Genomic DNA, 13,392 nt, shown 5'->3' with positions numbered 1-13,392 from the left:
TGAACCAAGGGCTTTTAGCAATAAAAAACTGATAAAAGTTTCAGGAATACCCCTTAATAAAGAAATTAAAAGTTTTTTAATTTTAACAGGTTTAAACAAGGTGGAGAATTTTTATAAGACTAATGGATATCTTGATTTTAGAATAATTGACTATAAAATAACAAAAAGAGATGAAAAGGATATCCTTTATGTTTACATTTATGAAGGGGAGAGAAAAATAATCAAAGAAATTTCGCTCTTACCCGATTCCTTTAATTACCTTCTGAAATTTTTAAAGAAAAAAATGCCTTTTTATTATTCAGAGGATATTTTATCTCAGTTTGAAGAAAAACTTTACACTTACTTCACTAACAATGGGTTTATTTTCTTTAATTACGAAAGAATAGAGGAAAAAAAAGCTGATACTCTAAAAATTTTATATAATTTAAAACCTGGTAAAAAAATTAAAATAAAAGAGATAAAGGTTTTAGGTTTATCACAGAAAACAAGAAAAAAAATTGCTCTTGATGCCATAGAGTTAAAGGAAGGTGAATACATCTCTTTTGATAAAATTTATATTTCAATAAAAAATCTGTATTCACTGGGTATCATAAAAAGTGTAAGTTATGAGATATTACCCAACTCCGATTCAACAGAGGCAGTTATTTCTTTTAATTTGAGAGAAGAGAAAATGAGGGCTTTAAGAACAGGTTACGGTTATTCAAGTGATGGATTTTCCCAAGCTAAGTTTGAACTTGAACACCTCAATATTTTCAATAATGCACAAAAGCTTGCTCTTTTAACAAGATTTCAATTTAATTCAAAAATTTTTTTACATGAAGAAATGTCAATAAGATACCAAGATCCGAATTTTGTAATAAGAAAAAATATACTTGAACTTTTACCTTTTTATTACATTGATAGAATTGAGGATGTTAGAAGGTTTGGTTTTCAATCAAGATATATTATAAAAAGGAACTTTTGGGTATTTGAAAATAGCTTTATTTGGCAAAACATAAAAAGTATAGAAAAAGGAGAAGATCTATTCTATTTGAATGGTATGGGTTTTTCTTACTCACAGGATTTAAGGGATAATATCCTAAATACAAAAAGTGGTTATTACTTTCACAGTTACATAAATACATACGGTTCAATTTTTGGTGGAACAGAAAATATAATTAAAATAGGTTATAGTTATTCTTTTTTTGAAACAGTTAAAACTTATACATTTGCTTTTAAAATTTCAGGAGGACATGTTATTCCTTATCTCCCAACTGAAATAGTTCCTTATTCTGAGAGGTTTTTACTGGGTGGTGAAGGAAGTTTAAGAGGTGTAAAGAGATATTCAGTTGGGGATTTTGATATAAGAGGTATAAGAAGTGGAACTAACTTTTATTTATTTAATTTTGAAGCAAGAAAATTTTTAACAGATTATTTACAATTTGTTTTGTTTTTTGACACAGGAACAAATTCTAATATTTTTTCCTATAAATCTTTTAGAAATAACGCATTTGGTTTTGGTATAGGTATTAGATATTATTTCGGTATACTTCCTTTCAGAATAGATTTCGCAACGAATAATCATTTTCTAAAAACAAAGGAAGTTTTCCTTTATCTTGGGCTTGGTCAAAGTTTTTAAATATTTTCTATATAATCCTTAAGAGCTTCTTTCCAAGAACGTATTTTTATTTTTAACTTATTCTCAATTAAAAAAGTGTCAAGAACTGAATAAAAGGGTCTTTTAGCCTTTAAATTGAGTTCTTCTTGTAAAACGGGTTTAATATCTTTTTTTATACCAAGTAAATTGAAAATTTCCTTTGCAAATTCGAACCAAGATACTTCACCTTTGTTTGAAAAGTGAAATATACCCGACTCATTCTTTTCCCACAACATCTTTAGTGCGATAGCAAGGTCCTCAGTATAAGTGGGACTGCCACATTGATCAATTACAACTTTTATCTCCTTTTCCTTTTCTGCTTTTTCTATAATTTTTGTAACAAAATTTTTCCCCCTTTCACCAAAGAGCCATGATGTTCTTATAACAAGACCTTCTTTATTCCTCAAAACTTCTTTTTCTCCAAAGAGTTTACTTTTTCCATAGACATTTAAAGGATTTGTTTTGTCCCACTCCTTATAGGGGCTATTTTTAAAACCGTCAAATACATAATCTGTGCTTATATATAAAATTCTTATGTTTTTTTTAATTGAAAATTCAGTAAGAATTTTTGTTGATATCCAGTTAACAAGATAAGAGTTTTCTTCGTCAATTTCAGCTTTTTCCACATCAGTATATGCTGCAATATGCCAGATTCCATCAATTTCAGGTAATTTTTTTAAAAAATTTGTAAGTTCTTCAGGTTTTGATAAATCGAGGGATTTCCTGTCAGGTTTTATAAAATCATAATCTATCTTTTCAAGAATTTTATTGCCAAGCATTCCAGTTGCGCCTGTTAAAAGTATTTTCAAGATTTCAAGAGTTTTGAAAGCTCTTCAAGGGAAACAAGAACTTTTCTTGGTTTTGATCCTTCAGAAGGTCCCACTATACCGAGTTCTTCTAATTGATCAATGATTTTTGCAGCTCTTGGAAAACCTATGTTTAATTTTCTCTGAAGAAGGGTTGCTGATGCTTTTTTACTTGAAACAACTATATAAGCAGCTTCCTTAATGAGAGAATCAACTTTTTTACCTTCAATATCAATGAGTTCTATTCCCTCTTCTTCACTTTCAAAAGTTATTTCACTTAATTTTTCATAGTAATTTTCTCTTACAAGATTTAAACTTTCTTCGAATTCTTCAATATTTGAGAAGTATTCCTTCATTAAATTGAATATGTGTTCCTTTGTTTCATCAATGGCTTCAATTCTCTGACCTGTTATAAAGGGAATTAGCCCCTTTTCATATAAAATTTCGATTTTCTCAGAACTTATTTTTTTACCTGTTATTTCCTTAAATCTTTTTGTGAAATAAGGAATTGTAATTCTTTTTACAAGTTCCTCAACTTCTTCATCAGACACAAAGGGTCCGTGAAGTCTTATAGGTTCACCTTTTCCTGGAGGAACAAAAAGCATATCACCGCTTCCAAGAAGTTTTTCGGCTCCTGAAACATCAAGGATTGTTCTTGAATCTGTTATTGTTGGTAACCTAAAGGAAGCCCTTACAGGAAAATTAGCTTTAACTATACCAGTTATAACATCAACAGATGGTCTCTGTGTAGCAATAATTAAATGTATTCCAACAGCTCTTGCCATCTGGGCAAGTCTTGTTATGGAGTATTCAATTTTATTTTTTTCTGTTAACATGAGATCTGCAAATTCATCAACAATTATAACTATATAAGCCATTTTATCCTTTTTCTTTTTATTATAACTTTCTATATCTCTTACACCTTCTTTTGCGAATATTTTGTATCTTTCTTCCATCCAGTTTGTTGCAAGTTTCAGGATATCAATAGCCTTTTTTCTATCGTTTATAACATTTGTTAAAAGGTAAGGTATTCCTTCAAATCTTGAAAGTTCAACCCTTTTTGGATCAATAAGAAGGAGTTTTACTTCGTTAGGGTTTGCCTTTATTATTATTGAGACAATTATTGAGGTTATAAAAACAGATTTTCCGCTTCCTGTTGCACCTGCAATAAGAAGGTGAGGCATTTTTGTAAGATCAGCAAAATAGGGGTTTCCATCTGTTGTAACCCCAAAGGGTATTGTTAATAAACTTGTTTTAAAAAAGTTTTTTGAATTTAAAAGGTTTCCAATTCGTAGTGTTATATTTTTTCTATTTGGAACTTCTATACCAACTGTTCCTTTATCGGGCAATGGAGTTACAACTCTAACTCTTGAAGATTTCATTCTTAAAGCAAGGTCTTCTGAAAGGTTTTTAATTCTTTTAATTTGAATTCCCTTTTCAGGTTCAAATTCATAAAGGGTAATAAAAGGTCCAGGGTGAATTTCCTTAATTTCTCCCTTTATTCCAAATTCTTCAAGTTTTTCTTTTATTTTTTTTGCTTCTTCTTCCAGTTCCTGTTTTTTTAATTCAGTTTTTATTTCCTCTATTTTAAAAATCTGTAATAATTTTTCTTTATCAATTTTTATTTCTTTTATTGATCCTTCTTTATTTTCTTCTTTTTCCTTAATTTCAATTTTTTTTTCTTTCTTTTGTTCTTTAATCTTTGGTTCTAATTTTATCTTTTTTTTAAATTTTAAATTTTTTAGATACATATAAAAAGGTGAAATAAGGAGGAATAAAATGATAAATAGGGGATATACGTTAAAAAGTTCCCTTATTTTTTTGTAAAAAAAGAATATTTTTGTATTTTTTTCAATAAGCCCCTCAAAGATAAAAAATAATCCAAAAGGTAAAAGTAAAAAATAGAGGGTTAAGGTAAAGAATAATTTTTTAAATTTTTCATTAATTAAAAAAAGGGAAAGTCCCAATAAAAAGAACGTTATTGAAAAGGAATAAATAATTCCGAATTCTTTTAAAAAAAATTTTTTAATAATTTCACCAAAATTCCCTCCTAAATTTGGTTTTATAGGTAAAAGAGAAATCAAGATATAAACTGAAACAACAAGAAGAAAAATTCCAAAGTTTTTTTTCATATATTTTTTATTTTATCATAAAACTTCTTTAAATTATCTTCCCAGTTTGCTTTCATTTCTATAATATTTTTGTTTATTTCGCCAGCTTTAATTCTTAAGTTTTTATTATCAATAGCTTCTTTTATTTTTTTACTGAGTTCTTCTGAGTTTAAAGGATCAAAGAGAAAACCGTTCACACCATCAAGAATCCATTCCCTGTTTCCAAGAATATCAGAAACTACAGGAAAAAGACCGAAACACATTGCTTCAAGTAATGAAACACTTGTCCCGTCATAGAGGGATGAGGATAAATATATATCAGACTCTTCAAGCAATTTATATAGATTTTCTCTTTCCTGAAATTCAAGAAATTCAACCTTATCGAAGATTCCCTTTCTATATACCATTTCCTTTACCTTTTTTTCAAGAGAACCCCTTGCTATCCATATAATTTTAAAATTCTTGTTTTGAATTTTTGAAAGGGCATCTATAATTACAAAGGGATTATAAATTCTTTCCAGCTTTCTATTTGTAAAAAGGATAGTTCTTTTATCATCTTTTTTAATATTTTTCCCTCTTTCTCTTAATTCTCTATTTACACCAAAAGGTATTATTATAATTTTTTCTGAATTTATTTTGAATTTAGTTACAATTATTTCTTTCATAAATTTAGCATCAACTACTATTAGTTTTGCTTTATTAAAAATTCTTTTTGAAATTAATTTATGTATAAATGATTTAAAAGCAACTTTTATAAGATCACTACCCCAACAAAAAAGAACAAAAGGTTTTTCTCCCTGAAGGTATGATAGAAATCCGTAATTTGGTATAAAATGAGCAAAGATTATATCAGGGTTTATTTTATGTATAAAATTTTTTACCACATTTGCTCCTGAAAGGTATCTTGGGAAAGAGGGTTTAAATCTTGAATTAATTTTAATAAAATCCTCCAAACTATCTGTATTTAAAAGGGGTTCTTCAAAGGATAAAAGGTAAACTTTATAGCCAAGAGATTTATAACCTTCTATCCAGTTCCAAGTATGGGTAGATGAAGCATCAGATAGAACAAGAGCCCTTTTATTCATGGCAAAAAAGGAGATTTCGAATATTCTTTATAAAGTTCTTCTACCTTTAATTCAATTTCACCTTTTCTTGTTATTATTTTAATTATTCCGCTTTCATTTATTTTTCCAAGTTTAAAGATAGGTAAATTTTTAAAAGTAAGTAAAAATTCTTTTTCTCTTTCTTTTTTAATCTCTGCTATTATTCTACCTGCTGATTCTGAAAATAAAAACAGATCTGGTCTTTTAATATTTCTAAGATCAATATCAATTCCTCTTTTAAGAGCAAAACACATTTCACTTAAAGCAGTAAATATGCCACCTTCACTTACATCATGAGTTGATTCAAAGATTTCCTTTTTTAAAGATAGGTAAATTTTATTATAGAGTTTAAGAAATTTTTGAGGATAAACTTTCGGAACAATACCTTTTTTAAAGATTTTTTTGATTTTTAAAAATTCACTTCCACCAATTTCTTCTAAATTAGTTTTTCCAATGACATATACAGGGTTATTTATACTTTTAAAATAAGAGGAGGGAACTATTTTTTCATCATCAACTATTCCAATTCCTGTTATTAGTGTTGTTGGTAAGATTTTATATTTCTTATTTTTTGCCTTAAATTCATTATATAGAGAATCTTTACCTGAAATAAAAGGAACTTTATAAAATTTTGCTCCTTCTATTGCTCCAAGAACAGATTCTACAATCTCTTGAAGTGTTCTTTTATCCTCTGGACTTGCAAAGCAAAAGTTGTCAAGTAAGACAATTTTATCAGGGCTAGCCCCTTTACTTATAAGACTTCTTATTACTTCATCAACAGCATTCAAAGCTGAATTGAAAGGGGAAATTCTTGAATAAGAGGGTTTAATTCCAATAGAGATTGCAAGTGCTTTTTTTGAATCTCTGATAGGTTTAATTATGCTGCCATCAAAAGGAGATTTAAATATTTTTCCCTCTAATGGTTTTTTAAAAGTTTTTCCTTGAACTTCATGGTCATATCTTTTTATTATTTCTTCTTTTGACCTAATATTAGGTAAAGATAAAATTTTTAAGCAAATTTCCTTAAGTTCATTTAGATTTAATTCTCTTGGAATAAATTTTCTTTCCTTTATTTTTAATTTTTCTACTTTTCTTTTTATTATAGGTCTTTTTTCATGTATAAACTTGATATCTATTTCACCAAAAATTTTATTATTGTATAAGAGTTTTAATTTACCGTCTTTTTTAACTTCTCCTAAAATAGTTACTTCAACATTGTGTTTTTCAAAAATTTCTTTTAATTTTAGAGTATTTTTTTTATCAGCAAAAAGAATCATTCTTTCCTGTGATTCAGAAATCCATATCTCTCTTGGGGAAAGTCCCTTATATTTTAAAGGAACTCTTTCAAGATGAATTTCTGCACCAAAAGGATAAACATTTTCTGTTATTGCAGAGGATAGTCCACCGCCTCCTACATCAGTTATGAAATTAAAGAGTTTCTTTTCTCTTGCTTCAAGGATAGCATCAAGAAGTTTTTTTTCTGTTATTGGGTCACCGATCTGAACTGCTGAAATATGAACTTCTTCAGAAGTTTCTGTAAGTTCTGCTGAAGAGAAAGTTGCTCCATGTATACCATCTTTCCCAGTTTTTCCACCTGCAAGGATTATTAAGTTACCGGGTTTAACTTTTTTTCTTACAAATTTAGAAGGCAATATACCTATTGTGCCACAGAAGACAAGGGGATTTGTTAGGTATTCCTTTTCATAGATAACAGCACCACAAACTGTTGGTATTCCCATCCTGTTTCCGTAATCTTCAACACCTTTTACAACACCTTTTAAGATTCTTTTAGGATGGAGTATTCCTTCTGGAAGTTCTTCATGTTTGGTATCAAGGTTGCCAACGCAAAAGACATCAATATTTGCTATTGGTTTTGCTGAAAGTCCTGCTCCAAGTATATCTCTTATAACTCCACCAATACCTGTTGATGCTCCACCGTAAGGTTCAAGAGCAGAGGGGTGGTTATGGGTTTCAACTTTTGCGCATATTGAAATATTTTTATCGAATTTAAAAATTCCGGCATTATCTTTAAAAAGAACCTGGCAAAATTTTTTTCTATTTTTTTCTGATATTTTTTTGATTTCATTTAATAAAGAAATTTTTCTATTTCCATAGATTATTTCTCCTTTAAAGGTTTTATGGACACAGTGTTCAGACCACATCTGGGCAAAAGTTTCAAGTTCAATTAAGGTTGGTTCCCTTTTAATTTTTCTGTAATAATCTCTTATTAATTTCATTTCATCTTTAAGTAAATAGAAGTGTTTTTCCTTTGAAAGTTTTATTAAGTTTTTAGTGTTAAGATTTCTTATTTCAACAATTTCATTTTCAGGTGTTATTTCAGAGGGTTCAAAAAATGGGTTAATTATTTCTTTTTCAAAAATTTCAATTATTGGATTGTAAAGTGCTTTTTTGGCGAAATATTCAATTTCTTTTTCATTTAAATTACCTTTAATTATGATTTTTTTACCTCTTTTAACATTAATAGGAACACCTTTTTCACTAAATATTCTTTCTATTTCTTCTGCTTCAGGATCTTTAACTCCAAAGTGATAAGTGATTTCATAGGAGTTATCTGTTTTATTTAGAACAAGAATTTTTTCTTCATTTTCATCAATTATACATTCTAAGAGTATTTTTTCAATTATTTCTTTTTTTTCAGAGCTTTTTATCCACAGAATTCTGTATTCTTCTACATTTTCCAGATTTTTTAATCCAAGTTCTTTTGCTATTTCAAGATAATCTTTTAAAGTTTCAGAGAAAAGGTCTTTTATGAAAAATTTATAAACATTCATTTATTTTTTTAAAAGTATCTTATTTCAAAATCAGGAAAATTTTCAAGGTTATCTGACCATTCTTCATTTATTTCTTTAACAATTGCAAGCTCAGGTCCTTTCCATAGGTCCTTTATCCATTCTTTTAACAATTCTTCCTCACCTTCACCAACTGCTTCTACCCTTCCATCTCTTAGATTTCTGACCCATCCTTTAATGCCGTAGAGATCAGCTTTTTCTTTTGTGAATGCTCGGTAAAAGACACCCTGAACTCTGCCATAGATCAGGAGGTGAACTCTTTTTTTCATATATAAAGAATAAATTAAAAGTTTTTTAACTTACAAGTTAATGTAGAATACCATACCAATATTGAATTTTTCTGGCTCAATAAGATTACAAGGATTTTATACTACAAAATGTTCCTGTATGGTCTTCTTTTATCATAAAATCTTTTGTATTTTACCTCAATTTTTCTCTTCTAATAGAAAAAATAAAAGCTTTTTAAATAAAATAATAAAATGAAATTTAAAGACGATGGAAACTTTATTGTTTTAATAATGGATGATGGGGAAGATTTCATTCAAAATATAGATAGATTTATTCAGGAATTTAAAAAAGAAAAAATAATGCCTGTTGTATCTGCCCTTGGTATGGTAAAAGAAATTAAAATGGGATTCTGGAATGGTAAGGAGTATGAAATTCATGAAGAAAAGGAACCATTAGAACTCTTAGGAATTTCAGGTGTTATAACACCTTCCACACAACCCCCGTATCATTTTCATATTACAGTTTCTACAAGGGATGGAAAAGTAAAAGGGGGACATTTAATCTCTTCAAAAGTATGTAATACAATTGAAATGTTTCTTATAAAAGGAAACATTGATGTAAAAAGAAAAGAAGAAAAGGGGTTAAAAAAACTCTTTTTTGATTAAAAACATATTTTTAAGAATTTAAAACTTCAAGAATTCTTCTTAAATAATCTTTTACTGATACTGCACCTTCAATGAATGTCCTATTGTTTATGACAGTTTTGGGAACACCCATAACCTCATAAAGTTCTGCAAGTTCAGGAAATTCCGATACTTCAATCATATCCCCTCTTATTTTTTCATTTTCAAAGGCAAATTTATGGGATAGAACTACCATTTGAGGACAATAGGGACAGGAAGGTGTAACAAAAACCTGCAAATGCATATCTTTATCTATCTCTCTTATTTTTTCTTTAATTTCTTCACTTAAACCAGAATCACCTCTTGAGACCATACTTATTGCTTCTAAAAGAGAAGCAAACTCATAACCTGCTGGTATTCCAAAAAATCTTATTCTCTTATCATTTCCGTCTTTATCAAGAATAATTATGGCAGGAACTTTATCAATTCCATATTTAAAAGCATCCTCTTTATCAATCGCATAATTTTTAATCTCAAGAATAATCTTACCATTTGATAATTCTGCTATTTCTTTTAAAAGTTCCTCTGTTTCATTACAGAACCTGCAATTTATTTTCTGAGTAAAGAGCAAAAGTTTCACTTCATCTTTTAATCTTTCATTAAAATATTTTTTTATTTCCCTTCTATCTTCATCCCTTAAAAGTGCCATAGATTTTTTCCTTTTTTTAAAAGGGAATTGAACCCTTTATTTTAAATAAAAATTTTTTTAAATTTTCCTTACAAGCTTTAAGTTTTTTTTCCCCTTTTTCAGTAAGGTAATAAACTTTTCTGGGTCTTCCATTTACTATTCTCCATTCTGAACTTATAAGACCCATATTTTCAAGTTTTTTTAATTTTTTATAAAAATTAACCATGGATATATCAAATCCTGCATCTTTAAATTCTCTATAAAGATAATAACCATGAATTTTTTTAGAGGCAAGCATAATTATTATACACCTGTCAATAAATTTTATTTTCATTTTGATAATATTTTCATTCTAATAATAATTTATAAAAAATATTTTTTCAAGTCTTTACATTTTACTCAATTTTACATTAAAAAATACTCAATAAATTTAGGGCTCAAAGGGAGGAACTAAAGGCTCAAAGAAAAGAAAAATGTAAAGTTTTAGAGAAGCCATTTGAAATGGAGAAAGTGAGAAAAAGGTCTGAAAGGACTTTGAAAATAAAAAGGAATTATATCTTATAAATCGAAGTTTTTGATATAAGACTTTTATTTTTCTTATATTATTTACTATGAATTCAAGACAACGATGGGCAACAAGGATCGGTCTTATTTTAGCGATGGCTGGTAATGCTGTTGGGTTAGGTAATTTTCTAAGATTTCCAGTTCAGGCTGCTAAAAATGGGGGTGGGGCTTTTATGATACCCTACTTTATTTCTCTTCTGCTCTTAGGCATACCTCTTATGTGGGTTGAATGGGCTATCGGAAGGTATGGAGGAAAATTTGGGCATGGAACATCTCCTGGTATGTTTGATAAGTTATGGAGAAACCCTTTGGCAAAGTATCTTGGTGTTATTGGACTTGCAGGACCTATTGCAATAGTTATTTATTATATCTACATTGAGTCATGGACACTTGGTTATGCCTTTTGTTCTCTTTTTGGAAAATTGCCAAAAGTTCCTGAAGGTGCAAATTTTGAAGAGATAAATAAAATTTTTGGGACATTTTTATCAAATTATGCCGGGTTTAATAGTGATTCTCCTATATTTTTAAAACCTTCTCTTTATGCTTATTTAATTTTTCTTTTAACATTTTTTTTAAATATTTTTATTCTTGCAAAGGGAATATCAGGTGGTATTGAAGCTTTTGCTAAACTTGCTATGCCAACTTTATTTTTATTTGCTGTAATCCTTGCTATAAGGGTATTAACACTTGGTTCCCCTGTTGACCCGAGTGTATCAGTCCTTGACGGTCTCGGTTTTTTATGGAACCCTGATTTTTCTTCTCTTTTGAATCCAAATGTGTGGCTTTCAGCAGCAGGACAGATTTTTTTTACTTTAAGTGTTGGAATGGGAGCAATATTAACCTATGCCAGTTATTTAAAGGAAAAAGATGATATTGCCCTTTCAGGTCTTTCAACAGCTTCTTTAAATGAATTTGCTGAAGTTGTTCTTGGAGGATCAATAGCAATTCCAGCAGCCTGTGCCTTCTTTGGACTTGCAAGTGCAAAGGAAATTGCTCAATCCGGGGCTTTCAGTCTCGGTTTTGTATCTGTTCCAGCAGTTTTTTCTTATTTACCTTTTGGTTTTCTTTTTGGATTTTTATGGTTTTCACTTTTATTCTTTGCTGGTATAACTTCTTCTCTTGCTTTAACTCAACCTGCAATTGCTTTTCTTGAAGATGAATTTAAAATCAGGAGATTGCCTTCAGTTTTAATGGTGGGTTTATTTATTTTCATTTTTGCAAACTTTTCCATTTTTTTAAAAGGTTTTCTTGATGAACTTGATTTCTGGGTTGGAACATTTTTTATAACTTTTTTTGCCTTACTTGAAACAATAATATTTATTTGGCTATTTGGTCCTGATAAAGCATGGGAGGAGATAAATAAAGGTGCTGATATAAAAGTGCCAAAAATATTTTATTTTATTCTAAAATATATAACACCCTTAATCCTTATCATAATTTTTACATTCTGGATTTTCCAGAATTTTGGTTCTATTTTTAAAGAAACTTCTCCAGGAAAATGGATAGCAAGAATTTTTATTGTTCTATTTTTTGTTTTTACCTCTATACTTGTTCATTTTGCTTTTAAAAAGGAGAAGAAGGAATGAATTTAGGTGGATGGATTTTTTTAATAATTGGCTGGTCAACTGTCATTTCTCTTGTTATCTACTGTATGAAAAAAGTTTTTGAAAAGGGAAGTGAATTTTAATAATTTTATTATGTTTTTTTAAAATTTTTAAAAGATAAAAGTCCTTTTATATAATTTATAACTCCCTTTATTAAAAAATCACACTCTACATTTACATAATCGCCTACCTTTTTAAATTTAAAATTGGTATTATTATAAGTATAGGGGATAATCATTACCTTAAAAAAATTTTCCACTACATCCTGAACTGTTAAAGAGACTCCATCAATTGCTATTGAAGATTTTTTAAAAATGTAATCTTTAAATTCTTTTTTTAATTCAAAGGAAAATTCAAATTCCTCCTTTATTTTTTTTATATTTTTTATTTTTGTAAAAAAATCAACATGCCCCTCAATTAAATGCCCACCTATCTTTTTTGAAAACGTTAGTGATTCCTCAATATTAACAATCATTCCCCTTTCAAGTTTTTTCCCGAATTTTGTATCTTTTAAAGTTTTTTTAGAAAGATAAAATAGATATTCATTACCTTTTATTTCTTCAACCGTCAAACAAACACCATCAATACTTACACTATCTCCCTTTTTTAAATTAAAACCTTCAATCTTAACCTTTATTTCCTTGCCTTCTCCTCTCGTTTTTATATCAATTATTTTACCAGTTTTTTCTATTATTCCTGTAAACACTATCTCCAGAGATTCATCTTTTCCCTTACCTCTTCCATGGTTTTTTCTGCAACTTTTTTTGCTTTTTCAGTTCCTTCTCTTAAAATATCCTTTATTTCATCTTCCTTTAATTTGAATCTTCTTTCCCTAATTGGTTCAAGAAATTCATTCATTTTTAAAGCGCAGTTTTTTTTACATTCTACACATCCGAGTTTTCCCGATTCACAACCTTTTCTTATCTCAGGAACTTCTTCCCTATTTACGAGATTGTGATAAGCAAAAACAACACAACCATCAGGATGTCCCTTATCACCCAGTTTAATCTTTTGTGGATCAGTAAATGCCTTTTTTATTTTGTTTTCTACCTCTTCTTTTGAATCTGAAAGATATATAGCATTATTCAGGGATTTAGACATTTTCCTCTTATCTATCCCAGGTACCCTTGGAGAAGGTGAAAGAATAGGTTCAGGAATTGGAAAAGTTTCACCAAAAAGATAATTAAATCTTCTTGCAAGTTCCCTTGAAAGTTCAAGA

Annotated in this window: 12 protein-coding genes; 3 read left to right on the top strand and 9 right to left on the bottom strand. The window is 28.8% G+C overall.

Annotation, left to right across the window (positions count from 1 at the left end; all coding sequences use genetic code 11):
• Positions 1-100 precede the first annotated feature (100 nt).
• Positions 101-1,618, top strand: coding sequence for a BamA/TamA family outer membrane protein (locus ABIN73_06475; GenBank protein ID MEO0269368.1), 1,518 nt, complete (start codon positions 101-103; stop codon positions 1,616-1,618).
• On the opposite strand, the gene rfbD is transcribed toward ABIN73_06475, so the two are convergent.
• The 5 genes from rfbD to ABIN73_06450 are packed head-to-tail and all read right to left on the bottom strand — an operon-like array spanning position 1,615 to position 8,735.
• Positions 1,615-2,445 (bottom strand): dTDP-4-dehydrorhamnose reductase, encoded by an 831-nt coding sequence (rfbD, locus tag ABIN73_06470; GenBank protein ID MEO0269367.1) that lies wholly within the window; start codon positions 2,443-2,445, stop codon positions 1,615-1,617. The genes ABIN73_06475 and rfbD overlap by 4 nt on opposite strands.
• The gene (locus ABIN73_06465; protein ID MEO0269366.1) at positions 2,442-4,574 is read right to left on the bottom strand and encodes a DNA translocase FtsK; all 2,133 of its coding nucleotides are present in this window, start codon (positions 4,572-4,574) and stop codon (positions 2,442-2,444) included. Before ABIN73_06465 ends, rfbD begins: the two co-directional genes overlap by 4 nt.
• Complete coding sequence (locus ABIN73_06460) at positions 4,571-5,638, bottom strand: glycosyltransferase family 4 protein (GenBank protein ID MEO0269365.1); 1,068 nt, start codon at positions 5,636-5,638, stop codon at positions 4,571-4,573. The genes ABIN73_06465 and ABIN73_06460 overlap by 4 nt, the downstream gene beginning before the upstream one ends.
• A complete protein-coding gene (gene purL, locus ABIN73_06455) occupies positions 5,635-8,448 on the bottom strand; it encodes a phosphoribosylformylglycinamidine synthase subunit PurL (protein ID MEO0269364.1) in 2,814 nt (937 codons plus the stop codon). The genes ABIN73_06460 and purL overlap by 4 nt, the downstream gene beginning before the upstream one ends.
• 8 nt (positions 8,449-8,456) lie before the next feature.
• Positions 8,457-8,735 (bottom strand): acylphosphatase, encoded by a 279-nt coding sequence (locus ABIN73_06450; GenBank protein ID MEO0269363.1) that lies wholly within the window; start codon positions 8,733-8,735, stop codon positions 8,457-8,459.
• Positions 8,736-8,945: 210 nt separating this feature from the next.
• Between ABIN73_06450 and ABIN73_06445 the strand changes: the two genes are divergently transcribed.
• Positions 8,946-9,359 carry a PPC domain-containing DNA-binding protein gene (locus tag ABIN73_06445; protein MEO0269362.1) on the top strand — a complete coding sequence of 138 codons (414 nt, stop codon included), beginning with the start codon at positions 8,946-8,948 and terminating at the stop codon, positions 9,357-9,359.
• A gap of 10 nt (positions 9,360-9,369) precedes the next feature.
• Here ABIN73_06445 and ABIN73_06440 read toward each other — a convergent pair whose 3' ends face one another.
• Positions 9,370-10,026, bottom strand: a complete 657-nt coding sequence (locus ABIN73_06440; protein ID MEO0269361.1) for a thioredoxin family protein — start codon at positions 10,024-10,026, stop codon at positions 9,370-9,372.
• Between the two features lie 16 nt (positions 10,027-10,042).
• Positions 10,043-10,339 carry a PadR family transcriptional regulator gene (locus tag ABIN73_06435; GenBank protein ID MEO0269360.1) on the bottom strand — a complete coding sequence of 99 codons (297 nt, stop codon included), beginning with the start codon at positions 10,337-10,339 and terminating at the stop codon, positions 10,043-10,045.
• 277 nt (positions 10,340-10,616) lie between these two features.
• Here ABIN73_06435 and ABIN73_06430 point away from each other — a divergent pair, with 277 nt between their 5' ends.
• The gene (locus ABIN73_06430) at positions 10,617-12,155 is read left to right on the top strand and encodes a sodium-dependent transporter (GenBank protein ID MEO0269359.1); all 1,539 of its coding nucleotides are present in this window, start codon (positions 10,617-10,619) and stop codon (positions 12,153-12,155) included.
• 109 nt (positions 12,156-12,264) lie between these two features.
• On the opposite strand, the gene ABIN73_06425 is transcribed toward ABIN73_06430, so the two are convergent.
• Both ABIN73_06425 and ABIN73_06420 read right to left on the bottom strand, forming a co-directional pair.
• Positions 12,265-12,879, bottom strand: coding sequence for a riboflavin synthase (locus ABIN73_06425; GenBank protein ID MEO0269358.1), 615 nt, complete (start codon positions 12,877-12,879; stop codon positions 12,265-12,267).
• On the bottom strand, positions 12,879-13,392 hold a 514-nt coding region (locus ABIN73_06420; GenBank protein ID MEO0269357.1), incomplete at its 5' end, for a tryptophan--tRNA ligase. The genes ABIN73_06420 and ABIN73_06425, both read right to left, overlap by 1 nt.

The sequence above is a fragment of the candidate division WOR-3 bacterium genome (assembly GCA_039804025.1).
In the GTDB taxonomy this organism is placed as follows: domain Bacteria; phylum Hydrothermota; class Hydrothermia; order Hydrothermales; family JAJRUZ01; genus JBCNVI01.
The sequence above is the reverse complement of the archived record's forward strand: the minus strand, read 5'-3'. Positions and strand labels throughout refer to the sequence as shown.